23 protein-coding genes are annotated in these 26,109 nt (G+C 40.3%); 14 read left to right on the plus strand and 9 right to left on the minus strand.

Features of this window, described 5'->3' with window-relative positions; genetic code table 11:
* The first annotated feature begins 288 nt into the window (after nucleotides 1–288).
* From LGO15_RS07410 to LGO15_RS07435, 6 genes are all read left to right on the plus strand, one after another.
* Complete coding sequence (locus LGO15_RS07410; RefSeq protein ID WP_167833766.1) at nucleotides 289–2,328, plus strand: bifunctional diguanylate cyclase/phosphodiesterase; 2,040 nt, start codon at nucleotides 289–291, stop codon at nucleotides 2,326–2,328.
* A 93-nt stretch (nucleotides 2,329–2,421) separates the two neighbouring features.
* The gene (locus tag LGO15_RS07415; RefSeq protein ID WP_226087211.1) at nucleotides 2,422–3,111 is read left to right on the plus strand and encodes a DUF975 family protein; all 690 of its coding nucleotides are present in this window, start codon (nucleotides 2,422–2,424) and stop codon (nucleotides 3,109–3,111) included.
* Nucleotides 3,112–3,297: 186 nt separating this feature from the next.
* Nucleotides 3,298–3,849: a DinB family protein gene (locus LGO15_RS07420; RefSeq protein ID WP_226087212.1), complete on the plus strand. Its 552-nt coding sequence runs from the start codon at nucleotides 3,298–3,300 to the stop codon at nucleotides 3,847–3,849.
* Between the two features lie 101 nt (nucleotides 3,850–3,950).
* Nucleotides 3,951–4,562, plus strand: coding sequence for a sterol desaturase family protein (locus LGO15_RS07425; RefSeq protein WP_226087213.1), 612 nt, complete (start codon nucleotides 3,951–3,953; stop codon nucleotides 4,560–4,562).
* 179 nt (nucleotides 4,563–4,741) lie between these two features.
* Nucleotides 4,742–5,278 (plus strand): NfeD family membrane protein, encoded by a 537-nt coding sequence (locus LGO15_RS07430; protein WP_226087214.1) that lies wholly within the window; start codon nucleotides 4,742–4,744, stop codon nucleotides 5,276–5,278.
* Nucleotides 5,279–5,289: 11 nt separating this feature from the next.
* Nucleotides 5,290–6,837, plus strand: a complete 1,548-nt coding sequence (locus tag LGO15_RS07435) for a flotillin lipid rafts scaffold protein FloT (protein ID WP_167833763.1) — start codon at nucleotides 5,290–5,292, stop codon at nucleotides 6,835–6,837.
* A 313-nt stretch (nucleotides 6,838–7,150) separates the two neighbouring features.
* Here the strand turns inward: LGO15_RS07435 and LGO15_RS07440 are convergent, their stop codons facing one another.
* A complete protein-coding gene (locus LGO15_RS07440) occupies nucleotides 7,151–9,982 on the minus strand; it encodes a hypothetical protein (protein ID WP_226087215.1) in 2,832 nt (943 codons plus the stop codon).
* Nucleotides 9,979–10,866, minus strand: coding sequence for an ABC transporter permease subunit (locus tag LGO15_RS07445; RefSeq protein WP_167833758.1), 888 nt, complete (start codon nucleotides 10,864–10,866; stop codon nucleotides 9,979–9,981). Before LGO15_RS07445 ends, LGO15_RS07440 begins: the two co-directional genes overlap by 4 nt.
* Nucleotides 10,867–11,088: 222 nt before the next feature.
* Between LGO15_RS07445 and LGO15_RS07450 the strand changes: the two genes are divergently transcribed.
* Together LGO15_RS07450 and LGO15_RS07455 are read left to right on the plus strand one after the other, a co-directional pair.
* Complete coding sequence (locus tag LGO15_RS07450) at nucleotides 11,089–12,621, plus strand: carboxypeptidase M32 (RefSeq protein ID WP_226087216.1); 1,533 nt, start codon at nucleotides 11,089–11,091, stop codon at nucleotides 12,619–12,621.
* 27 nt (nucleotides 12,622–12,648) lie between these two features.
* A complete protein-coding gene (locus tag LGO15_RS07455) occupies nucleotides 12,649–13,266 on the plus strand; it encodes a TetR/AcrR family transcriptional regulator (RefSeq protein WP_167833756.1) in 618 nt (205 codons plus the stop codon).
* A 55-nt stretch (nucleotides 13,267–13,321) separates the two neighbouring features.
* Here the strand turns inward: LGO15_RS07455 and LGO15_RS07460 are convergent, their stop codons facing one another.
* Both LGO15_RS07460 and LGO15_RS07465 read right to left on the minus strand, forming a co-directional pair.
* On the minus strand, nucleotides 13,322–14,824 hold the full coding sequence (locus LGO15_RS07460) for a potassium/proton antiporter (RefSeq protein ID WP_226087217.1): 1,503 nt from the start codon (nucleotides 14,822–14,824) through the stop codon (nucleotides 13,322–13,324).
* Between the two features lie 14 nt (nucleotides 14,825–14,838).
* Nucleotides 14,839–15,393 (minus strand): tyrosine-type recombinase/integrase, encoded by a 555-nt coding sequence (locus LGO15_RS07465; protein ID WP_226087218.1) that lies wholly within the window; start codon nucleotides 15,391–15,393, stop codon nucleotides 14,839–14,841.
* Between the two features lie 140 nt (nucleotides 15,394–15,533).
* On the opposite strand from LGO15_RS07465, the gene LGO15_RS07470 reads away from it, so the two are divergent.
* Nucleotides 15,534–16,004 (plus strand): hypothetical protein, encoded by a 471-nt coding sequence (locus LGO15_RS07470; RefSeq protein ID WP_226087219.1) that lies wholly within the window; start codon nucleotides 15,534–15,536, stop codon nucleotides 16,002–16,004.
* 263 nt (nucleotides 16,005–16,267) lie between these two features.
* On the opposite strand, the gene LGO15_RS07475 is transcribed toward LGO15_RS07470, so the two are convergent.
* Nucleotides 16,268–18,064, minus strand: a complete 1,797-nt coding sequence (locus LGO15_RS07475; RefSeq protein ID WP_226087220.1) for a methyl-accepting chemotaxis protein — start codon at nucleotides 18,062–18,064, stop codon at nucleotides 16,268–16,270.
* 499 nt (nucleotides 18,065–18,563) lie between these two features.
* On the opposite strand from LGO15_RS07475, the gene LGO15_RS07480 reads away from it, so the two are divergent.
* The 4 genes from LGO15_RS07480 (at nucleotide 18,564) to LGO15_RS07495 (ending at nucleotide 22,654) form a co-directional block, all read left to right on the plus strand.
* Complete coding sequence (locus LGO15_RS07480; RefSeq protein ID WP_226087221.1) at nucleotides 18,564–19,880, plus strand: hemolysin family protein; 1,317 nt, start codon at nucleotides 18,564–18,566, stop codon at nucleotides 19,878–19,880.
* 135 nt (nucleotides 19,881–20,015) lie between these two features.
* Entirely contained in the window at nucleotides 20,016–20,996 is a 981-nt protein-coding gene (locus LGO15_RS07485) for a YsnF/AvaK domain-containing protein (protein ID WP_226087222.1), read from the plus strand.
* A gap of 248 nt (nucleotides 20,997–21,244) precedes the next feature.
* Nucleotides 21,245–21,952, plus strand: a complete 708-nt coding sequence (locus LGO15_RS07490; RefSeq protein ID WP_226087223.1) for a GDSL-type esterase/lipase family protein — start codon at nucleotides 21,245–21,247, stop codon at nucleotides 21,950–21,952.
* A gap of 132 nt (nucleotides 21,953–22,084) precedes the next feature.
* On the plus strand, nucleotides 22,085–22,654 hold the full coding sequence (locus LGO15_RS07495; RefSeq protein WP_226087224.1) for a M15 family metallopeptidase: 570 nt from the start codon (nucleotides 22,085–22,087) through the stop codon (nucleotides 22,652–22,654).
* A 46-nt stretch (nucleotides 22,655–22,700) separates the two neighbouring features.
* Here the strand turns inward: LGO15_RS07495 and LGO15_RS07500 are convergent, their stop codons facing one another.
* From LGO15_RS07500 to LGO15_RS07515, 4 genes are all read right to left on the minus strand, one after another.
* The gene (locus LGO15_RS07500) at nucleotides 22,701–23,930 is read right to left on the minus strand and encodes an NAD(P)/FAD-dependent oxidoreductase (RefSeq protein WP_226087225.1); all 1,230 of its coding nucleotides are present in this window, start codon (nucleotides 23,928–23,930) and stop codon (nucleotides 22,701–22,703) included.
* Between the two features lie 250 nt (nucleotides 23,931–24,180).
* Nucleotides 24,181–24,600, minus strand: a complete 420-nt coding sequence (locus tag LGO15_RS07505) for a pyridoxamine 5'-phosphate oxidase family protein (RefSeq protein ID WP_226087226.1) — start codon at nucleotides 24,598–24,600, stop codon at nucleotides 24,181–24,183.
* Between the two features lie 92 nt (nucleotides 24,601–24,692).
* Nucleotides 24,693–24,932 carry a hypothetical protein gene (locus tag LGO15_RS07510; protein ID WP_167833745.1) on the minus strand — a complete coding sequence of 80 codons (240 nt, stop codon included), beginning with the start codon at nucleotides 24,930–24,932 and terminating at the stop codon, nucleotides 24,693–24,695.
* A 38-nt stretch (nucleotides 24,933–24,970) separates the two neighbouring features.
* Nucleotides 24,971–25,099, minus strand: coding sequence for a 3-methyladenine DNA glycosylase (locus tag LGO15_RS07515; protein ID WP_167833744.1), 129 nt, complete (start codon nucleotides 25,097–25,099; stop codon nucleotides 24,971–24,973).
* Between the two features lie 206 nt (nucleotides 25,100–25,305).
* Here LGO15_RS07515 and LGO15_RS07520 point away from each other — a divergent pair, with 206 nt between their 5' ends.
* On the plus strand, nucleotides 25,306–26,034 hold the full coding sequence (locus tag LGO15_RS07520; protein ID WP_226087227.1) for a protein-glutamine gamma-glutamyltransferase: 729 nt from the start codon (nucleotides 25,306–25,308) through the stop codon (nucleotides 26,032–26,034).
* Nucleotides 26,035–26,109: the final 75 nt, after the last annotated feature.

Genomic DNA, 26,109 nt, shown 5'->3' on the forward strand with positions numbered 1-26,109 from the left:
ACTAGGCATATCTAAAATAGCTGGACATTAAATGACAGACTGCAGACAGACTCGATTCGGGTTTGTCCACAGTCTGTTTTTTTATGTTGATATGCGATTTGGCCGTTGTGCTAAATTGATAAGAGTGACACACTAAAACATGTTTGAAAATAAACCAATCAGGGGTGGGAAACTTTTTTAAAAGTGGAGAAGGAACTTCATTTAAAACCACTTAAATAAATGGGGCGCTAGCCGATATAATTACCATGTAATCAGCGTGAAAATACAGCTAAGGGATGTTTGCCAAGAATGTTTATAACTCATAAACCTGAAAATATTGTTATTTTACAAGGAGAATATTCTCCGTCAATTGTATTTCTTTCGGTAGTCATCGCGTTTCTCGCTTCCTTTACTGCCCTTTCAATGAATGAGAGGATCAGAAAGAATGGTTTTTTTAGCAGGAATCTTTGGCTGGTCCTCGCGTCTATTGCTATGGGAATGGGGATTTGGGCGATGCATTTCATCGGAATGAGTGCTTTCAGGCTTCCGGTGACCATGGAATATAATTTTCCAGCCACTATCTTCTCTGTTTTTCCAGCGGTAATGGCTTCGTACCTGGCGTTTTATATCTCAAATCGGACCAACCTAACTCCGTGGCCTAAAATACTTGCCGGGATCATTATGGGAATCGGAATTGCTTCGATGCATTATATTGGAATGTCTGCGATGGAAATGGAAATCGAATATGCTTATCGGCCAGTTCTATTCATTCTATCCATCCTGATTGCCATTCTTGTTTCCTATGTTGCGCTATACATATTTACCAGCCTGCAAAAGTTCATGGGAAACTTTTTTCTCAAGCTAATCACATCCTTATTGATGGGGATCGCTGTCGCCAGCATGCATTATATAGGTATGGAGGCGATTGTTTTTTATACGGAGGGAAATCCTCTGCCACCAACATCGCATACGCATCATATGAATTTGCAAATGCTCATTGTTTCTGTGACATTGGGCATTGGAGTGATCTTAGGACTTTCTGGTCTATCAAGCTTGCTCGATCGGTATGTCGATTTTCGTTTGAATCATTTCGATGCTTTGACAGGGATGCCAAATAGACGACAGTTTGAAAAAATGCTCAATGTCTCCTCGCCAGCAAGTTTGGCCATCCTCCACATACATGGACTGGAAAAGTGGAATAGACGATATGGCTATGAAGTTGGCGATGATGTGATTAAGACTATCAGCGAAATTCTTGTCAAGCTCAAGCCCGCGTTCTGTATGTTGTACAGAATAGAAGGCAATCGCTTTGCCCTGGTCTTAGAGAATGAACCTGACACTGAAAAATTGAAAATTTCCCTGGAAAGAATCATGGCTTTTTTGAGTAAACCGTTAGTTATTAATGAAAAGAAATTGCCCATTGAAATGGTCTGCGCAGTGGCTTCTTCTGAAGCGAATGGCCGTCCAGAACTATTCTCGAATACGATGGCAGTACTTCAACATTCTAACACCGCTTATAATCATGCAGTGATTGAATATGACCCTAAAATCCATACCTTCGCTTTTGAGCGAAATCTGATTCAGGACATAGACAGGGCGATGCAGGAAGACGAACTTTTTGTTTTATACCAGCCTAAAATATGTTCCAAGACTCGGGTCGTGTTTGGAGTTGAAGCTTTGCTTCGTTGGAAGCATTCCATACATGGTGTGATTTCACCAGGTATTTTTATACCGATTCTTGAAGAAAACGGGAAAATGCATGAAGTTACAGATTGGCTCATTGATCATGTATGCAAGCAAATCAGCTTTTGGAACAGTCATGAACTGCCAATTTTCAAGGTAGCGATCAATATACCAGGATCCTACTTTACATCACCACACTTAATGGAAACATTGAAGCAGAGCGTTTCGAAGTATGGGATCGAAAGCAATTATCTTGAGCTTGAAATTACTGAGACGAGTGTAATTGATCAGATCGAAGATGCAATCAGGGCAGTTGGGGATTTCAAAGAATTTGGTTTTACGGTCGCCCTAGATGATTTTGGGACGGGCGTATCATCATTATCTTATTTAAAACGGCTGCCGATTTCGACCATGAAAATAGACAAATCCTTTGTGGATGATGTCCCTCAATCAGAAAAAGATTCTGCGATCATGAAAGCCATCATTAGTCTCGGACATTCATTGAAATTAAAAGTGGTGATTGAGGGAGTGGAAAATGAAGAACAAATGAATTTCCTTTCCTCTAATTCCGAAAATCCAATTATTCAGGGTTATTTCTACTCTAAACCGCTAGATGCAGATGAGCTTGTTAGTTGGATCGATAATTTTAATGAGATTGCTGTCTGAGAAAATATTCTATGAAACTTTTAATTTTTTCAAAATATACATGAGGTATCTTCATTTTTATGGCGATACATCTAAAACAAAGGAGAAAACTAGATGAATTTAACGATTTCACAGATCAAAAAGAAATCCCTTGCCACTTTAAAAGGAAAGTGGGGCCTTGCTGTCGCTCTTACTCTTATAGTTTTTCTGATCACGACGTTCGTGCCCACGATTGTAGAGATCTTGTTAAGTGGAGGATTTTCTCAGTGGTTTAATCAAACTGAAACGCCAGTAATTGCAGATATGGTTAATCTATTCATTTCATTTTTATTCATCCCGCTGACGGTTGCCAGCTACTGGTTCTATTTAAGTATTGCCAGGTGGAATGACCCGAAAATCTCTGATGTATTTGCGGTATATAAAGAATGGGAGCTTTCACTTAAGTTAATCGGGACTTCGATCCTCGTTGGAATTTTTACGATGCTATGGGCTTTATTATTAATTATCCCAGGCATTATCAAAGGGCTATCCTATTCTCAAGTATTCTTCCTGCTTAGGGATAACCCGGAATTCTCGGCTCTTGAAGCGATTACGGAAAGTAAAGTCAGGATGAAAGGCTATAAGTGGAAATATTTCCTGATGAACCTCAGTTTTATAGGTTGGGCATTCATTGCCATCTTTACCCTTGGAATTGGTTTCCTTTGGCTGACTCCATACATCAGTACAGCAAATGCAACCTTCTATAATGAATTGATCGCGCCGCAAGGCCATGAAGAACCGGAGTCAACGGATTTGGAAAGCTAACATGAAAACGTCCAGCTACTTGTAGCTGGGCTTTTTTACGGACTTTCATTTATTAAGAAGTGTCTGTTTGCCATGTTTGTGTTCATGTAAAGCAGGCAGTCCAAACAAACGCAAAAAATATTGAAGGATAATTGTGGAAGATGCCGAATAGTATTAGTTCACGAAACTTAAGAAATGAGGGGAATTATGGGAGTAGACAGATCTCAACTGTTTTTAATCGATCAGAAGGAAGGGTTCAAACCTACTTTCGGTCATCTGGTGTCTATGATGAATTATGTACGTTCCACTACCCTTGAAGCAGTAGAAGGCCTCACAAAAGAGGAACTGGATTTCCTAATTCATGATGAAGCAAATTCAATAGGCATGCTGCTTGCCCATATGGTTGCGGTAGAAAGAATCTATCAAATCGTGACTTTTGAGAGAAGGAATCCAACTGCTGAAGAGGAAGAAGCCCTTTCGGCAGGCCTAGAACTTGGGGGAAAAGGAAAGGCAGCATTCAAAGGGTTTCCTCTGGAACATTATCTGGCTGATCTCGACGCTGCACGGGAAGATACGTACAATAAATTCCGGACACTTTCTGACGAGTGGCTGTTTGAGCAGACGAACTGGTGGTGGAACGAACAAGGAAACAATTACTTTAAATGGTTCCATGTGTTTGAAGATGAGATTAACCACCGAGGGCAGATTAGGATGATTAAAAAGATTTATAGTATAGAAAAAAATCATGTCGTTAAATGACTCAATTTAAGCCTGTGGTACTCCGCGGGTGCTTTTTTTATATTGAATGAATAATCAGAAAATAATATAATTAGTTAAAGAATTAAAAAGGAGGTTTGCATTTGAATAAGTTATATAAGGATTTTATATTTTTTCCTGATATTAGTATACTAATTGTTTTAATTCTTACGGGATTCGGAACTTCTCTACTCAAGGGTATTACATGGTTCATGATTTTCTTTTTCCTTATTGGTATGATTGCCTTTGCTTTCAGCGAATACTTTACTCACCGTTTCTTTTTCCATATTAAGGCCCCGGAAAATCCTTTATTCCTGAGGTTCATGAAAAGAATCCACTATGACCATCATGCTGATCCTAACAACCTAAAGCTTCTTTTCCTGCCACTGTGGTACAGTCTTCCCGGTTTTTTAGTCCTGTCTTACCTCGTATATTTTATTTCCAATAGCTTCAATCTGTCCATAGCATTCGGTACCGGTCTGATGACGATGCTATTGGTCTATGAATGGAAGCATTATGTTGCCCATCGTCCCATTAAGCCAAAGACCAAATTTGGACGTTGGGTAAAGCAAATCCATATACTTCATCACTACAAGAATGAAAACTTCTGGTATGGAGTCAGCACACCGTTTGCCGACTTTCTATTTGGAACCTTTAAGGATGAAAAAAATGTTGAAACAAGTAGAACAGTTAAGGAATTGGAAAAACGTGCGTAGTCAGTATCAAGCCTGATTCCCTCTTAAGGAAATCAGGCTATTCAGTTGTTATCAGGTAGGAAAATAACGAAATTTCTACAAATTTTTGAAACCTATTCCCATGACAATCGTATTACATATCAAGAAATAAATGGAATAAGGGAGGGTGCTTGTTCGATTTTAGCAAGGGGTGAGTAAAAATGGAGCTGTTTGGCATACCATTAGAAACGATTTATTTTTACGGGTTGGTCATTTCGGGTGGTGTCACAATCATTTATTTATTTTTTGGGGATGCCCTTGAGGGACTGACAGAAGCTATTCCTTTTGTGAATCCAACTTTAATTTTTTCCTTTGTTGCGATTTTTTCAGCAGGTGGGTATTTAGGCGAAGTTTTTACAAAGCTGCACAGCGTTCTGATTGCTGCTGCTTCTGCAATTATTGCTCTTATTCTAGTCACTTTGCTGAATGTATTTGTGCTGATCCCACTATCCAATGCTGAAGAGTCTCTCGTGTATAAAGAGAGTGACTTAAGAGGGAGGATTGGGACTGTCATAACTGGAATTCCGGTCGACGGCTATGGAGAGGTCATGATTGAGAATATCAGCGGCCGCATCTCTAAGCCAGCTGTCAGCTTCACAAAAACTGAAATTCCATATGGAAAAAAAGTATTGATCATCGATATTGAAAATGGAGTCCTGCAAGTCAAGATGTACGAAGAGTTAGAGACTTATATTTAGGGGGAAAAGGTATGGATCTTATGTTTATTGTTATTGGTTTTGTTGTTTTCCTTGTTATCGCAATGGTTGCCGTTTTCATCACCAAATATAAAACGGCTGGGCCTGACGAAGCCTTGATTGTTACGGGCAGCTTCTTGGGAAGCCGGAATGTGCACACGGATGAATCGAATAATAAAATAAAAATCATCCGAGGCGGCGGTACGTTCATCTTCCCTGTATTCCAGCAATCCCGCCCGTTAAGCCTGCTCTCGAGCAAGCTTGAAGTAACCACTCCGGAAGTTTACACAGAGCAAGGCGTGCCAGTAATGGCGGATGGAACGGCTATCATCAAGATTGGCGGATCCATCAGTGAAATCGCAACTGCTGCTGAGCAGTTTCTTGGAAAAACGAAAGAAGATCGGGAGAATGAAGCAAAGGAAGTTTTAGAAGGGCATTTGCGTTCCATTCTAGGATCGATGACTGTAGAAGAAATCTATAAGAACCGTGATAAGTTCTCTCAGGAAGTCCAGCGTGTTGCATCACAGGATCTTGCAAAAATGGGACTTATCATTGTTTCATTCACAATCAAGGATGTCCGTGATAAAAACGGGTACCTTGACTCCCTTGGTAAACCTCGTATTGCCCAGGTAAAACGAGATGCGGACATCGCGACGGCTGATGCGGAAAAAGAAACACGCATCAAGAAAGCGGAAGCGGATAAAGAAGCGAAGAAGGCAGAGTTTGAACGGGCGACTGAAATTGCCGAAGCTGAAAAAATCAATGGCCTTAAGATGGCGGAATTCCGCCGTGAGCAAGACATTGCCAAGGCACGTGCCGACCAGGCATATGACCTTGAAAATGCCCGTGCTCAGCAAGAGGTAACAGAGCAGGAAATGCAAGTAAAGATCATCGAGCGCCAAAAGCAAATCGAGCTCGAAGAAAAAGAAATTCTGCGTCGTGAACGCCAGTATGATTCCGAGGTCAAGAAAAAGGCTGATGCTGACCGCTATGCTGTTGAACAATCCGCAGCAGCTGATAAGGCGAAGCAAATCGCTGAAGCAGATGCAAATAAATACCGTATTGAAGCAATGGCTAAAGCGGAGGCAGAAAAAGTCCGTATGGATGGTATGGCAAAAGCAGAAGCCGAGCGCGCTCAGGGTGAATCAGAAGCTGAAATTATCCGCCTGAAAGGTCTCGCAGAAGCAGAAGCAAAAGAGAAGATCGCTGAAGCATTCGAACAGTTCGGCCAGGCTGCAATCCTTGACATGATTTTGAAAATGCTTCCTGAATACGCGAAGCAAGTTGCAGCGCCACTTGGAAACATTGACAAGATCACTGTTGTCGACACAGGAGGAAGTGACTCTAATGGCGGAGCGAACAAGGTAACGGGCTATGCCACCAATTTAATGGCAACACTTCAAGAGTCCTTAAAAGCTTCGTCAGGAATCGATGTCAAAGACCTAATCGAAAACTTCTCAGGAAAAGCGAATGTAAGACACAGTATTGATGCATTGACAGATGAAATTCGTGATACTAAGACCGAAAATAGGATTGAAGCTGTGATAAAACAGGAAGAATAGAAGGGAAACCCGCCTGGACACCGATTTCAGGCGGGTTTTTAATTGAGAAGGTACTATTATATAGTGATGAAAATCCATTTAATAGAGAAAATGTTATTTTTATATCCGAAAACAATTTTTTATAGCGACATATTCGATAATATAGCGACTTTTACAATTATATAGCGACTTTTTGATTTTTATAGCGAGTTTTTTTGTTTTATAGCGACTTTTTCGGTTTTATAGCGAACTGGAAAAAATCACTCGTTTTTTCCAGTTGCATTACAATAAAATCGCCTGAACTCACTAAAACAAGCTCAGGCGAACACAAACACTATTCTTTTACCTCAGGTTTCAGCCATCCCTTGAAATATCCTTTTGCCTGTGGGTGGCCTGCTTTTTCAAAGAGTGTGATTACATCGTGTCCAGATGCGTTTTTATTTGTATAGTCGTGGACATATGTTTTCATAGCTTTGTTTACTTTTCCGGCCTTCACTAAATAGTCCAGTTCAGCATACATATTGTACCCTTGTATACCCATCATGACGGCGTAGTCATTGATATTTTTATAATCGCTTAATGGGCTGCTTAAATACTGGCCTTCTTTTTGGATTCTGGCGATTTCTTCTTGTTGTTTCATTTGTTCTTCTGCAGAGCTTCTGGCCATGTAGCCTTTTTCACCCATATAAGTTTTCAGGGAATAGCTCACGAGACTTTCGTTTACCCACGGTTCTTTATATCCTTGGCTGCCGACCAAACCTGAAAGCCATTGACGAATCACGCCATCAGTCATGCTTAGTGATGTATAGCTGTTATCAGAAAAATTATATCCAGCTGAGAAAATCATCCCCTGGTAAGCCATTTGTGGGTTGCCTTCCCCGGTACGGATGATATCCAGTTCTTTATAAGGTAAAGTTGAATCAAAAAACTCCTCAAAATAATCGATCGATTGACCGGCGCCCATTGCATTTCTGTTTGCTGTTTCTTGTTTATCAATGGCAGGGCGGTACCAAACATTCACAAGTGTTTCATTACTGGTCATGAATCTTTCCGTTTGATAATACTGAGTATCCAATAAGACGATAGAAAAATCGCGGACACCCTCTACCTTCGCGCTATATTTCTTGTTTTCACCTTCGATTTCTGTTGTTGCATTTGCTTCTTCTGCATTCGAAAGAATCTCGTATTTAGCAGGGGCGTTAATGGCTACATCATAGTTAGCTGTTTCACTATAAAAAGGAAATCCAAAAGGTGAATACGGATCCAGATTCCAGCCGTTTTTATCATGTACGGCCTGTATTGGCAGGAAACTGCCAAGCCATACTGCAGCATAATCATAGCTTGAATTGCTGTAATTCGAAGGGAGCTGAAAGTTGAATTGAATGTCCAGTTCAGCCGCAGACTTGGCTTTCCACTCATCCATTTGTATTTCTAATATGGTGCCTTCGACTTTAAAATCTGCTTCCTGATTATTCACTTTGATGTCTTCAATCTCAATCCAGCCAGGTGTCGGTGAAGGGCCTCTGACAAATTCCCATTCCGGCCCATCAATCGGTTCCTTAAACTGGTTAGGGTACAGGTGGAAATAGATTTTATCCTGGTTGGCACCAGTCGTATTGGTTGTTGTGACATGCAGTTTTCCCTGCAATGTGGCATCAGCATCCAGATAGGTCAATTCGGCCTTATAATTGACCGGCTCATGCTCCTTATTGGTAAAGCTGTAACTAAATAAGTCTTTAGCCTCTTTGGGTTCAGTTGATGCACCGACACTTTTTTCCTCTTTCTTCGGATGATCCTCTGCGAAAAACTCCGCATACGAAAATACACCCGCCCAAAGCACGAAGGCTACTGTCAATAATGCGGTAAATGCAGGCTTCGGGTATTCCGAGATACGTTCAGAAGCCCTTAGGACTAGCTTGTCAATGAATCGATAAACTCTATAGCGGTTCAAATACCTGCGGACCATCGTGAGTTTTTCTCTCATCAAGTCACTAATATATTTCTTCTTTTCATACTCTTCCTTAGCTTGTTCGGGGACGCCTATTAGCACAAAATTTTTGGATTTGCGGGTGTTTGTTTTTACAACCTGCTCAGCTGCTGCTTTCACCCTATTTTTTACAGGTACGACTCCGGCTAAATTGTCCTCAATCCCTTTTTTCATCCAGTTTACGATGATGGCAATAAAAGCAATGATTAACATCGGACTGTAAGCCATCCACGGGGCTCTTCGGATCAGCCAGAAGTTTTGTCCCGTCATACCGGCAAGCTCGTTGGTAATCGAACGGTAAATCATTCGTGGTGTATCAGTCAAAGGAGTCGGATGTGGCCCGCCTAAATACAATGAAAAGATTCCTAGAAACGTCAACAGCTGCAATATTGATAAAATTTGCTGTGTTGTCAATAAAAGAAAATGAGATTTGACGTTCGGCCATACATGCTTTTTCAACATGTGAAATTTGCTTGCTCCCATCAGTGTTGAGCTTAGCACATAAGGCTGTTTCTCAATTTCATCCATCATATCAAGAATGTAATTATAGACGCCGGGAAGTCCGACCAGCAGCATGATGATCAATTGATATTCCAGTATGACCATTGCTGAAATACCGGTTGGGAATGAAGCTACCGGAAGCATCAAAATAATCCCTACGAGCAATTGGGGAATATACCGGAATGGCCAAAAGAAAGCTAAGAAATATCGTCTAAAGCTCGGATACAGTAACTTTGTTACAAGTGCCAGTAAGGTCCCAATCAATAATCGAGCAAGTGTTATCCCCATTACAGCACCGAGAGTATACTTAACTCCTACGAGCACCAAGTTAACCATGCTTCTTGCGCCCAAATCTGTCCCGAGCGGGAAGGTCAGTGAAGGGGGAGCTGGCGGTGCCGCGACAAATTTCCCATCCTCATCAAAAATCAGCGGCTCATTACTCTCAGGCATCAGTTCTGTATTCCAGCTAATCAAGAATAAGGTGAGAAGTAGTGCTGAACCAACCATGATATTACGATGTTTATGATGGTTGATATAGGAACTTATTTTCACGATCATCCTTAAAAGAGCCTTCATATAAAGGAATAATCCTATTTTTGCTTTTGGGGTATTAGCGCCTGCTTTATTGTCAACAGACAATATTCCAGTCGGTAAAATTCTCTTTAATCTTCTTCTCATATATCCAGCCCCCGCACGCTTCCGAACTTTTTACCAATCAATGAAACGATTCTTTCAACAATAATGACAGGAAGCATGAAAACTCCCACGTAATAAAAGATGCTTACTGGTGATGTGCTTCGCATCTGAAGCAGTTTATTGAGCTCCTTTATGTATCCATCTAGGACAAACATATGTTCAACTAGTACAAGGGTGGTTAAAACCATAAAGATAATGGTCTTAAAATGGATCGAGACAACCGGAACGATATTCCTGGTTAAATGCGAAAAAAGCAGATGCAGTCTAGATAACCCTTTTGCCTGGCCAAGGAGTATATAATGTTTTTCGAATTCTTCTTCCATAACCTTGATCAAGTATTGAGCGAAAAATAACGACGGAAGGAGAGAGTTAATGATCATTGGGAAGATGATTGGTTCTTTGCCTGCCAGTCCGTACATGGTGACAAGGCGGATCTGGAACTCTCTGTAGAGCATGAACAAAAACAGTTGAATCATGAAAATGACCAGCAAATCCGGAAGCCCTTCAAAAAAGTTCAGGACATTCTTCACTCTTAAACGGTATTTATACGGAAGATTCATAAATAAATAAGCAATCATACTTCCTATGAAAATAGTGAACAACAGACTGAAGAAAATAAGTTCAAGAGAATATGTATAGCGATCAATGACACTTTCGGTGTTCCAGCTCTCAAAAAATTGCCAGCTGGAAGGCTTGAAAAATTGCATGACAGTATCCCTGATTACTTTTAAAAAGGATAACAAATTGACTCCAAGGTGTTCACTGTCAGGTTCCCGGAAGGTAAAAAGCCTTGGGAAGGCCATGAAAAATAAAAGACCTGCGATAGAGGTCAGAAATAAAAATGGGTAATGAATGATTTTTTTCATACAATCTCCTTTGGAAAAAATTTCTTTTTTGTTTTGACGTAGTTAATTCATGAAAGGTTGCAAGATTTTAAAATTTTTATTAATAATTTTGTGATAATTGAAAAAATATTGTAATATGAATTATAATAAACCGACTGGATAGTTTATTTAAATTTCTTATCAACGCAAAATAGCTAGAATTCCAGGGGGAAATTCACTCAATCAGAAAGTGGGGAGATTGGCATGGAAGCAAAGGTAATGAACCAATCAATCAAGTCTGCGCTCAAAAAGTTCAATGAATTAGATGAGAAGATTTCGCATTTTAATAGTATTTTAGGTTTGTTAAGCTGGGATCAAAAGGTCATCTCACCAAAAAAAGGACGTTCCATTTTTGCAAATGCTAACGGAACACTGAGAACAGAAGCGTTCAAGCTTACTGTATCAGAAGAAATGGGAGAGCTTCTAAGTACACTCAGCACACCTGAAGCGGAGGAGTACCTTGATGATACTGCAAAGGCAAAGGTACGAGAACGGCTAAGTTTTTATAAACGTTCAAACAGGATTCCGGCTGAAATGATTAAAGATTTTTCAGTGCTTACATCAAAAGCGAATGATGCCTGGGAAGAAGCCAGGGAGAATAATGATTTTGATAGATATCTCCCGTACCTTGAGAAGATAGTAGATTTTAAAAGGAAAGCCGTAGAAATTTACGGTTATGAAAACCATCCATATGATGCGCTCCTTGATGAATTTGAGCCTGGTCTGACAGTTGAAAAGCTCGATCCATTGTTTCGTAAATTACGAGAATCAAGTACTGATTTGCTAAAAAGAATTCAAGCGTCTTCTGACAAACCGTCAGTCGAAATATTCGAGCAGTCATATCCGGTAGAGAAGCAGAAAGAATTCAATCGGTACATTTTGCCGCTAATCGGCTTTGATATGGAAGCAGGAAGGCTGGATGAAACGGTCCATCCATTTGCACAAACTGTGAATACAGGGGATGTCAGGATTACGACCAGGTATCTTGAAAATAATGTCCGATCGGCTATATTTGGAACAATTCACGAAGCTGGACATGGTATTTATGAACAAAATATCAACCCAGAGTTCCAGGATTCAGTTTTACAGGAAGGTGCTTCATTTGGTATTCATGAATCTCAATCCCGATTCCTGGAAAATATGGTGGGACGCAGCGAGGAATTCTGGAAGTACTTCTATCCGAAGCTGCAGGTACATTTTCCGGAACAATTAGGGGATGTGGAATTGGACGATTTCTATCGTGCCACCAATGCTGTCCAGCCTTCCTTCATCAGGGTGGAGGCAGATGAGCTTACCTATAATCTTCATATCATGGTTCGCTATGAAATTGAGAAAGCATTGATTGCCGGGGAAATAGAGGCAAAGGACCTGCCTGGAATCTGGAACGAAAAAATGAAGGATTATCTCGGCATCACACCATCCACTGACAGTGAAGGCGTCCTTCAGGATATCCACTGGTCATTTGGAGGACTGGGATACTTCCCATCGTACTCTCTTGGAAATCTATATGCTGCACAAATCTTGAATAAGATCAAGAAAGATGTACCAGCTTTCTATGAAAGTATCGAGCAGGGAAATTTTGCAGTGATTCAGGAATGGTTGAAAGAAAATATCCATCAGTACGGAATGCTGTATACTCCAAATGAACTGATCGTCAAAGCTACCGGTGAAGAATTGAATGCGGATTATCTGGTACAGTACCTGGAAGAGAAGTATAGTAAGGTATATAAACTTTAATCATCGCGAAAAAATGGGGTAAATCAAATGACGCCAATTGTTTCAGAGGAATATAAGGAAAAGAAGCGTCAGGAAATCTTGCAGAGTGCCCATGCTTGCTTTGCCGAAAAGGGATTTGAAGCTTCGACAGTTGATGATATTGTGGCCCGTTCCGGACTGAGCAAGGGGGCAATTTACAATTACTTCAAAAGTAAAGATGAAATTTATCTTGCTTTGATGGAAGGTCAAACAAATGACTCAGGAAGTAAATTTGCCAAAGCCATTGCGGAGCGTGAGACATCATTGGAAAAACTCAATTACCTGATTGAGGCCTACTTGAACAATGACCCCAATGATGAAGAGAATATCGGACATGCGATTGTCCATTACGAGTTCAGATTGTACTCGACACGGAACCCGAAGTTAAAGGGGATGTTGACTGAACGATACAGGGACTTCTTTGTCTCACTGCTGACAGGGATCATTAAAGAAGGTCAAACAGCTGGTGAATTCAACAAAGAGCTTGATCCACAGACATATGCGGATATATTTTGGGCGATTGTTAATGGGGCCACATTGCAGGCTACCATACTTGAAGATTACCAATATAAACATATATTAAGAGAAATGCAGACGATATTCTTGGAAAAACTAAGCTTAAAATGATTAAAAACCAGTGAGGATTCTCACTGGTTTTTAGTTTGCTGTTAGCGATCCGCATTTAATTAAGATCTAGCGTATCTTGTTGATATTTTGCTTTTTCCTTCAAAAGCTTCTTCAGTTTCGGTTTATTCTTCCTCCCTGAAAGGATGTAGAGGAAATCACCTGCCATGATGACAGTATTGCCGGTAGGTGCAATCAGTTTGCCGTGGCGGATAATTGCATTCACTAGTGTTCCTTCAGGAAAGTGGATATCCATCAACGTTTTACCGACAATCGCACTATCACTTTCCATTTCATATTCAATCATCTCGGCATCTGCTTTTCCAAGTGAAATCAGCTCAAGTGACTGCATTGGAATTGTTTTCTTAGGACCGTTCAATCCCAGCTTATTAGCTAGCATTGGAATAGTAGCCCCCTGGATCAGTGCGCTTGTCAGCACGACGAAGAAGACAACATTGAAGATTTGATGGCTGCCCTCAATTCCAGCTAGTAAAGGGAAGGTAGCGAGGATGATAGGGACGGCACCTTTTAATCCTGCCCATGAAAGGAAAATACGCTCTTTTTGGGAGTAATCCATTTTTATTGTTGAAATAAACACAGCTGCAGGTCTTGCCACCATCATCAGGATCACGGATATCAATATGCCCTGAATCAAAATAGCCAGATTGAAAAGTTCAGATGGAAAGACAAGGAGTCCAAGAATGACAAACATTAGAATCTGCATCATCCAGGCGAAACCTTCGGTAAAACGGAAAATAGAATGCCGATATGCAATCTCAGCGTTTCCAATGGTAATCGCCGCAATGTATACGGCCAAAAGACCGCTTCCATTCAAGAACGTAGTTACTCCATAAGTCAGCAAAGCAAATGCGGTCGCGAAAACCGGATAAAGGCCACTGGAATCAAGGTTTATCGAATTCAATGATTTGACAGCGACCTTTCCAAAAATCACACCAAGTATCAGGCCAAGTCCCATCTGCAAAAAGAAGTCTCCAATCAACTTTAGGATACTAGCATCAGGAATCGTAATAAGTTCAATCATTGCTACTGTTAAGAATACTGCCATCGGATCATTGGATCCAGACTCTGCTTCGAGAGTAGAACCGAGTTTTGGTGAAATATTATGGCCTTTCAAGACTGCAAAAACAGCTGCGGCATCCGTGGAGCCAACAATTGCCCCAAATAAAATGGCTTCTAACCAATCAAGCCCCAAAATCATTTTCGCAGCGACGGCAACAATTCCAGAGGTGATTAGAACCCCAACCGTTGCAAGTGATAAAGAAGGGATAATGACTGGCTTGACATCTTTCAGATCAGTCTGCAGGCCGCCTTCAAACAGGATTATGACTAGGGCGATAACACCGATCATCTGAGCCAGTCCTGCATTATCAAAATATATGATGCCAAGAACATCACTGCCCATGACCATACCGACCATGATAAAGAAAATCAAAGAAGGAACCCCAAGTCTGGTTGAAAATCTCGTGGTTAAAACTCCTACAATGAATAAAAATGCTAAAAGCAGGATAAAAGAGTCTGTACTAATTACATGTTCAGGCAATAAAAACTCCCCCTTTATAAATTGATATCAATCTTAACGGGTACTGCTTCCACGTCCACTCCAATAAAGTGCTTCGTTTCGGAAGGTGAGGCATGCTGGAGTCTCTTTTGGATCAGTGAAATGGCAACGCCCTGGGAGTAGGCATGGTAGCCAAATGTTTTTCTGAGGGTGATCATACCTACCGGTTCATCAATACCGGCATTTTTTGCTGCGGCATTGATAATCCGGTAGGCTTGTTGCCGTGTAATAGGGTTAGAAGTTTTTCGTGATTTAAAAAGATAGTCTGAATCAATCAAAGTATTTTCGGATAAATACTTCTTAAGGGAACTCCTGATAGGAGCATTTAAGTAAACAGGGGGATTGCTATAGGAAGGAATAGAAAGCACATCTGCTACTTTTCCGTCCTGCTGGCACACATCGTGTACACGCAGGCTAAGTAAATCTTGAAGTTTGATTCCAGTATTGATCCCAAGTAAAAATAAACAAAAATCCCTGGTTGAGTGATTTTCGAGGAAATCTTTCATGAGCTTAATCTTATTTTTCGATTTAATTGGACTTACCGTCTTCATCAAATCACTCCTTACGTAACTTAATTATATAATAAATATACTTTATGTAACATATAAAATGCTTGTGAATTTTTTGTTAAGCTGATATCAAATGTTATAATGAACAGTATCGAAAAAATAGGATTAATCAGGAGGCAATTATGCTGACTTTTGAACAAAAACTTGCAATCATTGAATCATTCCCTGAACTCGAACGGAAAAATGTCTCTTTAGGCCGTGTGAACTTTCATTTTGCGGAAAGTATTTATGACAAGAAAAATGTTGTGTATCATCTTCATCCTAATGGAAATGGCTTTGTCTATGGAGAGTTTTTAGATGGCTATGATGTCGATCCGAAGGGCTTGGTAAATATCCGAGATTTTACTGAGGAAGAATTGAAAAACATCATTGAACAATCGATTCAATCACTGTCAGCCAACAGTACCGTTGAATCTGCCATCATTGAGGACAATGAGGAGGAGCGTTGGGTCAATTCAGAAAACCATACATTGATTCTTGTTCATGAAGATGAAATGTGGAACGTGTATGCCGGCCTGAATCTTGACGGTACATTCCTTTCGTATAATGAGGCAAAACAGTATTTAGAAGAAGAAGGATTCAGAAAAAGGTAAAAAGGATGCCCGCGGGCATCCTTTTTTCTATTGTACCTGGATAAGATTAGTGTCTAGCTCCAGCGCCTAGCCAGTTTTCATCCCCGAGATTGCTTCCTCGATTATCTTGCGAGAAGCTTTAGCTTTGAGCAGCTCGAAACGTTTGTCTAGCTGCGGCTCCTAACTCCTCGAGACGTTTCGGTCCTGCCAATGAAGTCAAAGAGCGACTTCATTGGCAAACCCTCCAACGCGTATGGGGGCTGACCAAGGCGCTTGCGCTTTTCTTACAATAATTTAAAATTCCCTGTCAATTTCTCTAACTCCAAGGCTGTGCGTTGAAGGATTTTTGCACTCTCGTTTACATTCTCAGCAATCCTGAGTTGCTCCTGTGTGGACTGATCTGTCTGGCCGGTACCCGCAGCAATCTGCTGGGATGCCTGAGAGACTGTATCAAGAGAGTTGGTGATTTGTTCAAATGCGATGACCTGCTGCTCAATGGCAGTTGCAATGTTATTGGAGTTATCCTCGATTTCCAGTGTTGTTTCATATATTTGATTTAATGTATCTTTTGCCTTTACAGAAAGGTCTTTATTATATTGCACTGCTTCTCTCGTCTTCGTGATGTAATTGACTGCCGTACGAGTATTTTGGACATTCTCGTTAACGATGGAAATAATCGTCGAAGCTGATTTTGCACTTTCCTCTGCAAGCTTGCGGACCTCGTTAGCAACTACAGCAAATCCTTTTCCATGTTCTCCAGCCCTGGCAGCTTCAATTGCTGCGTTCAATGCCAGCAGGTTGGTCTGATCAGAAATGGTATTGATGATCTTGACGAATTGTGTGATTTTGTCTGATTGCTTTTCCAGAATCGTGATAATCTCAGCCAACTGGTTTGTATTTTCATCCACTCCTTCAAGTCCAGCAAGCATCTCGTCAATTCTTACTGTTCCTTCTTTGGATGTAAGTGTTGAATTTTTTGCGATGTAGCTTGCCTGCTGTGCAGAAGCATTGATTTCTTCGATACCTGCATTGATTTCTTCCAATGTTGCCTGCATTTCTTCAATATTGGCGTTCTGTTCCTGTGTACTGGCAGCCGCCTGCTGGTTGGCTGAGGTCAATTCCCTGATTGCTTCAACTGAACTCGAGGCTACCTTGGTTAAGCCAACTGTTTCACTCGAAACTTCGCTTGAAGTTGTCTGTACCTGGGAAACCAGCGTTCTAAGTGATGCAGCCATCGTATTGATACTGTCAGCCAGTGCTCCGACTTCATCCCTTGATTTGACGATAATATCTTCCTGTGACAAGTCACCTTTCGCGATGTTTGCTGTCAGTACCTTGATTTTATTAAGCGGTTTGATGAGCCTTGACACAAGGAAATACATCGCGGCGCTAGAGAGTCCCAGGATGATGAGGGAGAGGATCCAAATCCCGGCAACCTCAGCATTGATTTTTTTATTTACCTGTGAAACGTCAAATTCGACACCATACAAGGCGATCGTTTTACCGGACATATCAGTAATGGGCGCAAATCCAGTCATTTTTTCTCCGTTTTGCGATTTGTATATGTCAGTCGTTGTCCGTTTATTTTCCTTAAACGCTTCAAGTGCGGCTTTATTAAATTCATTTCCGCCAGAATAACTCGACCCGTATGTGAGATCCTTTGTCATCATGTTAGAGCTCATGGTTGGGATGATGAATTGATTTCCATCCATCGTGATTAAGTAAAGATTATGTATCAACGGATTTTCCTTAAGTATTTGGTCCATTTGTTTTTGCATTGAGGTGGTCCCAGGGTTATTCTTTGAAGGGTTCGCAATGATCGTTTGTGCCTTGCCTGCAGAAACCTGGTCCGATAACAGGCTTGAAATTGTATTCAACTCAGCTTCCATCGACTCTAGATTGCTTGATTTGATCGTGTATTGAGCATAAGCAGTTGTTGCCAAAGCAAGGACCAGCATCGATATGATGCTTAAAGATACGATCTTTATTTTTAGGCTCATATTTCTTTTGAAGTATTTTCTGCTCGTTTTCTTTTTAGGTTCAGGAATCTTCCCCATGTTTTTTTTCTTTTTGAAAAGCAATTTGTCCACTCCCTCTGATCTTCGTAGGCGTTAAATATTAATCACGAACAAAATCTCATTCACCTTTTAAAAATCGAAAGCTAGGATTTTGTTCTCACATTATTGTTATTTTCGGCAATTTTCAAAATTAGTTAAGCTAAATGGATGAGAATTAATTGTTTCTTTTTATTTAAATGCAGTAGAACGGAGGATGGCACACATCTGTTTCTAAGACCGAAAATATTGTCCATCGGTTTTTCTTGAGGAATTGCCTGAAAACTTTAAGTGTAGTCGTGGCAGGAAGCAGCTTTTATTCAAAATAAATTTTTGTCTGATGACCAATAATAAAAACGGTTTGATTCACGTTTTTTCTCTATTATGCGTTAGCTGTTTAGTATAAGGGTATAATTTAAAAAATGGCCAAAAGGTAATAAAGGAATATCCTTTTGCACATCATTCCATTTTAAATGCAGGAAATGTTTTTAGGAGGTGACTGCCTTACTGTTGTAGGGCTTGCCCATTGATAATTACTAATTTGCTTTTAGTGGTTTTATTGATCGCATTGACTGGTTTTTTCGTAGCGACAGAGTTTGCCATCGTTAAAGTCAGGAGTTCAAGAATTGACCAGCTGATTTCTGAGGGAAGGAAAGGAGCGCAATCGGCAAAGCATGTCGTCACTCATCTCGATGAATATCTTTCTGCCTGCCAGCTCGGCATTACCATTACAGCTTTAGGCCTTGGGTGGCTGGGGGAGCCGACGGTTGAAGAAATGCTTCATCCTGTTTTTGAAAACTTTCATTTAAATTCGTCCTTAGCTGGAATATTGTCGTTCGGAATCGCCTTTGTTTCTATCACTTTTTTGCATGTAGTAGTTGGGGAACTGGCTCCAAAAACGGTCGCAATTCAAAAAGCTGAAGCCATCACCCTTGCTTTTTCCAAACCAATCATCTGGTTTTATAAAATTATGTACCCTTTTATATGGTTATTAAATGGTTCAGCAAGACTTCTTGTCGGGCTGTTTGGGTTAAAGTCTGCTTCTGAGCATGAAATCGCCCATTCTGAAGAAGAGCTGCGGATTCTTCTATCGGAGAGTTATGAAAGTGGAGAAATCAATCAAAATGAACTGAACTATGTGAACAATATATTTGAGTTTGATGAACGAATTGCCAAAGAAATTATGGTGCCCAGGACTGAAATTGTTACCTTTGATATTTCAGATGATATTGAAACGATTATCGATGTAATTCAAAAAGAGAAATATACACGTTATCCAGTAATTGATGGAGAGAAGGATAATATTGTTGGGATGATCAATATCAAGGAAATCCTAACTGCAAAATTAACACAAAAGGATCTCAAAAAAGAATCGATTCTGTCTTCATTCATTAAACCTGTCATTCGAGTAATTGAAACAATCCCTATTCATGATTTGCTTGTTAAAATGCAGAAGGAACGTATCCATATGGCCATCTTGATTGATGAATATGGCGGAACCTCTGGACTGGTAACTGTAGAGGATATAATAGAAGAAATTGTTGGAGACATCCGCGATGAGTTTGATGTTGATGAAATTGCTGAGATCAGAAAAGTGAAAGAAAACCATTATCTATTCAGTTCCAGAGTACTGATCGACGAAGTCAATGACCTATTAGGCATCCATATATCGGAAGAAGACGTCGATACCATAGGCGGATGGTTCATGACTAAGAATATTGATGCCCAAATTGGTGATGAAATTGAAGAGGAAGGTTATGTATTCAAGATTATCGAAATCGATGAGTATCATATTGCCTATCTAGAAGTAATGAAAATGGACGAAGAGGAAAAGCCGGACTAAATTCGGCTTTTTTTTTGCATGGTTATTGTGGCTAATATTGGAAAGCCTAGGATAGTTTGAAGCCCTGTCCATGGCGGGTAAGAATACACTACCGGTGCAACCGGATGAACGATAAAATGAATGGAGGAATTTGAAATGGCTAAAAAAGTAGTTGGAGTATATGATAATCAAACAGAACTGATAGAAGCAATTGAAGAATATAAAAACAACGGCTATGCCGTTCAGGATTTCTCAATCATCGGAGATACGAATGATGTTACCACTGCACTTCAAAGCAGAACGGGTGTAACAACAGAAAATATTAGTTCTGATACAGAGGACCACAGGGAAGGCGGTTTTTGGCAAAGCCTGATGACAGCCTTTGACGCGGACAGAAATCTGGGTGGCAATGAGCCTTCCATTACTGACCGTTTAGTGGGAGTCGGATTAACAGATGATGCTGCAAGAGAATATGAAGAGGATGTCCGAAATGGACGAATCATTCTCTTGGCTGAAACAACTGGTTCTGGACTAGATGTAGAGGATACTGGGTATGTTACCGACACATCCGTAACAGGTACTGGTGTACAAGGAAATTACGAAACAGACAATTATGATCGAAACAACCTTGAAAGTAATTCTTACAGCAATGATGAACAAAGGTTGGAGTTAAGGGAAGAACAATTGGATGTTTCAAAGGAAAGAGTCCAGGCAGGTGAAGTAGAAGTACACAAGGAAGTAGTCGAAGAACAGCAGAAGGTTAACATCCCGGTCACACGTGAGGAAGTTTACGTGGAAAGACGCGAGGTGAATGAGACTGCGTCAGGTACGGATGCTGCGATGGATGACGACGAAACAATCCGTGTACCAATCATGGAAGAGAAGGTAGAGGTTACAAAGAAACCGGTTGTTTCTGAAGAACTTGTCATCGGCAAGCGAGAAGTGACAGATACCGAACAAGTTGTGGAAAGTGTTAAACACGAAGAAGCTCATATGGAAGCTGATGACGATCGTATCGTCAATGAAGCAGACCTTGATGGCAATCGCGATTCACTCAAGAACAATTCAGATTTAGACCGTGATGGCTATAACAATCCATCAAGTATGTACCGTGACGATTATAAGGATCGAAAATAAAATCCTGGAATAATAAGAAAAGACGCCCAAAAGGCGTCTTTTCTGCGTATTGAGGCGACTGACTGCACGCCACATCGTGCATTTCCATAAAGGAGTGTCTGTCGGCTTACACAATTCAGCTCATCGCTTGATAAATATAACACGATAGTGAAGGATAAGCAAGAGGAAGTTTATTGGTGAATTCTTCATGTTTCGTGTTCAACTCATGCAGGGTAAAAAGGGATAAAGAATTAGAGTAGGAGCACATCATGAAGAAAAATACATTACTAATGTCCTCGTTTATCGTAATATTCATCTTGCTGTCTGCTTTCAGTATTCTCCATCCTGAAAAAGAGAAAGAAGACAGGCTGGTTTTAGCATTCGGCGATTCACTCACTTATGGATATGGAGACCAGAAAGGTTCCGGTTATATCGATACCCTGCAATCCAGCTTGAACAGCCATAATAAGGAAAATTACAAATTTGATAATGAAGCTATTTATGGGCTTGAATCCTCAGGAATCCTCAGCCAATTATCGGACATAAGTATAAGAGAAAAATTGGATGAAGCAGATTATTTTGTCCTTTTTATCGGCACGAATGATTTAATCAATAGCAATGGCGAGAATTTAGAGAATCTGAAACACGAAAAAATAAAGAAAGGGCAGGCAGTTTATTTAAAAAATCTTGATGTCATCCTCAATATCTTGACGGATAAAAACGAGAAGGCACCGATCTTGCTGCTGGGCCTATATAATCCTTACCCTGACAGCAGGGCTATTGAAGTGGTAATTGATGATTGGAATAAGAAAATCATGAAAGTGGCTGAAAATGAAAAACAGGTCGTGTTCATCCCAACCAATGACCTTTTCAAAGGAAAAGATAAATCACAGTACTTCAGTGACTCTCTCCATTTAAATGACAAAGGCTACAATCTGATCGCTGATCGGATTTTAAAAAGGTACACATTCGAATAGTTACGTGATCAAAAAATTCTGCCTGGCAAGTTTAATTGCCAGGTTTTATTGATTTCAAAAACCTTCCATGAAACCATTTATGCAGGAAATTCGTAATATAATAGATTAGAAGAAAAGCTGAAAGGAATTTTAATGGTGAAAAAAAAGCTATTTGGGAACGCATCCATCACGTTTCTGCTCATTTCTGCTGCGCTCCTCCTATATTATCAATTCCTTACAAAACCTGAATTGAATGAAAATGTACCATTGCCTCAGGGGTTGCATCCAGTGGTCGAGAAGAACAAGGATGTTCTGGTCCAGACGGCAGCAGAGAAAGGAATTCGAGTCTTGGTGACTGATGGGTTCCGCAGTTTTGAAGAACAGAATCAGTTATATGACAAGGGTAGAACGACAGAAGGCCAAATAGTCACTCATGCAAAAGCAGGAGAGTCGTACCATAATTTCGGTTTGGCAATTGATTTCGCTTTATTGAATAAACAAGGAAAGGCCCTGTGGGACACTGCTTATGACGGGAATGAAAATGGAAAGTCCGATTGGATGGAAGTGGTGGAAATGGCCAAGGAACTTGGATTTACGTGGGGGGGAGACTGGAAACACTTTAAGGATTATCCTCATTTAGAGATGCGTTTTGGCCTAACGATCAATGACTTGAAACGAGGGAAGCGCCCGCCGGGTGATGCACTTACCGCCTCACAAAATTGAAAAAGCATCAGTCTGATGCTTTTTCAGGAGGCTCAGTTAAGTCTGATTACTTTTGTTTAGAGACAGCCAGCTCTGTGTGCGGCTTTCCAGCCTTAAATAGTTGCTTGATGACCAGTCCAGGTCCGCCAAGTACGAAGAGGTAACGCGCTTCGATCACTTGTTTCATTATGGCAGCGAATAGACCGCTGATTTTCAAACCGAAGACCTTGCCAACGGCTGCTTTGTTCCCAATGGAAGCGACTGTACCTTTATGGTGATATTCAAATGCTTTAAGCTGTTGTCCTCTCACGATCGCCACTAAATTTGGTCCGCATACCTCTGCCTGTTGGATCGCCACCTGCGCGGTTGGAGGAAGTGGATTTCCATCATTTTTCATAAACAATGCTGCATCACCGATACAAAAAACATTGTCCATTCCTTTTACTCGTAAAAACTTATCAATCATGATGCGTCCCTTAGAAATTGGCAAATCCAATTTTTCAAGAAGTGTGTTGCCGCGGACTCCTCCAGACCAGATCAATGTCCTGGACGGAAGTTCTTCACCATTGTCCAAAGTTATGGATGTCGGAGAGCATTCGAGTATCTTCGTAGAAGTCATCAGCTCAACGCCATTCTTACTTAAGTACCCTGCAGTAAAATCAATGGCCTCTTGATCAAAACCTGGGAGAACAGTTTCAGAGGCTTCTATATTAATAATTCGGGTGTCTGATACAGGTATACCATATTTGCGGCAAAGCTTAGGCATTGCTTCAATAAGTTCACCAATCATTTCAATTCCGGTAAAGCCGGCACCAGCAATTGCAAAAGTCAATCTTGAAGGGTCGTGGTCTTCTTTATAGGCAGCGAACTGTCTGAGCAAATGATTGTGAATTGTTTTTGTGCTTCTAAAGCTTTTGATTTTAAAGGCATTTTCTTCTACACCAGGAATTCCGAACGTACTCACATCAAATCCAAGGCCAATCATCAGGTAGTCATAATCAATAAATTCACCAGATTCTAGCTTTACTTTTTTTGCAGTGAAGTTTACATCTTCTACAGTTCCTTTTTTGAAACGGATTTTGTCTGTTTTAAGAAGCTCAGGTATATGTAAGGTGATTTTTTCGTCCGGAGCTGTGCCAGCACCTGTCTTATGCAGTTGAGTAGAAATATAGTGATAGTCATGTTTATTGATCAAAGTTATTTCCGCTTCGCCGTTCTTAAGTGTTTTTTCCAACTGTCGGCTAGTGATGAGTCCGCCATATCCAGCACCTAAAATAACAATTTTTGGAGTTTGCATCGTAATTTCCTTCTTTCTGGCTGTTTTATTGTGAAAGCATTCACATGTTAATGCAAAAAAATAAGATGTCTACCTAGATTTATAATTTTATTTTGTGAATAGTTTCACATAAAATGATCTACCAATAGATTACGATAATAATAATTTGATATCAATACGAAATGGTTTGATAAATTCAACAAAAGTTTGACAAATGGTTAAATTGAATACGAAATGGAGAAGAGATGGGGGTTCCATCTCCTCTTAGTATTTATAAATTCAATGTTTCAGGCTCACCGTGATCATTCATCAGGCGAATCGTTTCAGGACTGATTTCAAGAATAATATAATCAGGATCTTTTGGGCTCTCGATCCATTTTTCCATCTTATTATTCCAGAATTTTTCCTTGAGAGACTGGTCTTCGCGAATGGATGCCTTACCCTGGACCTCAATATAGGCATCACCCATTCCTTCTCCTTCATATCCAAGAAGGATATGCACATACGGGTTCTTTTCGATCTCTTCCGCTTTATACGTTTCTTTACTTGTCGGTGTATACAAGGTCAAATCTTCATTGAAGAAGGTCATATAGCGGGAGTGCGGCTTATTGCCGACAACAGTTGCCAGCGTCCCAACCTTTGATTCACCAAGGACCTGAGTGATTTTATCCTTCAAATTTTGATTATCCATTCTGATTCCTCCTTTTATTTGTACCTATTTATAATTTTCCATTGTAGGTCTTAATAAACCAAAAAATGCCCTGGACTTACCAGAGCAAGTCATTATAATTCATTGTCGATTTCGACATTGTACTTTTTTTCACTTGAAGAAGAATCCTTCGAGTGATGGCCATTCTTTTCTTCATGTTGTTCCTGCTTAAGGTCTTCCATCGGAATTGGATCGACTGTCAATTCATCTTTGAATTTGTCATGAAGACTTTTCGTCCTGGTTTCATATTGCTCTGGGTTGTCCATGTTTTGAGTATTATCGATTGGAATGTTCTTTTTATTTTCTTTTCCCAAGGTGATCACCTCTCCGTTAAATTTACAATCATGATTGATTATTTATTTGTTTCCGATTCTTCCTGGGGTTTCACTGGATCCCTTTGAGGCTCAATATCCTTGTTGTTTTCCTGTTTCTTCTCCTGTTCAACCGAACCATCGTTCTTATCATGGGTGTTTTCCGGCATAGTAAAAGCCTCCTTGTCTTTGTGATTATTATGAAAATACCCTTTTAAATGGAAGCGAAACAAAATACTTGTTGGCATTTAACGACCGTTAAGCAGTCAAAGGGATGTGCTTTGCATTAAACAATCCTGTCCAATGTCTTTTAGGCCCATCACCTTCATATAGTTAGAATGTATGCGTATCTAAAGGGATATGGAGGGGGAGAGTGATGATAATCATCAGGTTTCCAGATGGTGCCAGCGCACAAAAACTGCAGAATCTATCTGGAAAACAGAAGGAAATATATGACCATCTAGACAATAGCCTGACGATGTTTGAGTATGACACAACATTTCAGCTTTTTTTTGAAATAAATCTTCGTGAAAAAATCATTGATGCCGCATTGAAACTTAAGGATGCTTCACCAGCCTTCACCTCCTACAAGTATTCAAAATTCAATCCAAGATACTGGACGAAAGGACCCAGAGGCTATTTGTTGAATCCGACTGTCCTGCCTTCTTACGCCATCAATGATATATATGAAAATGGCCAGGAGTATGCTTTTGAATGCTCCACGGCAATGGTTGTCATTTTTTACAAGGCTGTTTTAGATTCCATTAGAGTGACGGATTTCAATTACTTATTCAGGGGATTGCTGGTTTGGAATTGGAACCATGATCCCGATTTAGCTATTATCACCCTGGAAGGAAGCGAGTTTATTCCCGGAGATGTGGTCTATTTCATGAATCCTGACTTCGACAAGCCTATCTGGAGAGGAGAAAACGCTGTCGTCCTTGGGAATGGGTTATATTATGGGCATGGCATAGGCATTGGAACAGCAGAAGAAATGATCAACGCATTGAATACTCTACGAAAAGAAGGTTCAACAACTTCAGCTTACATGCTTCAACAGCATAGCAGGCTGAACTTCAAATATTTATCCCAGTTCTCCAAGTGAAAACCGGAAAAATAGTAAAAGGCTGGCTAAATTGCCGGTCTTTTTTTCTATTTCCTTTTGCTCATTTTTTTTAAA

The organism is Mesobacillus sp. S13 (genome assembly GCF_020422885.1).
In the GTDB taxonomy this organism is placed as follows: domain Bacteria; phylum Bacillota; class Bacilli; order Bacillales; family Cytobacillaceae; genus Mesobacillus; species Mesobacillus selenatarsenatis_A.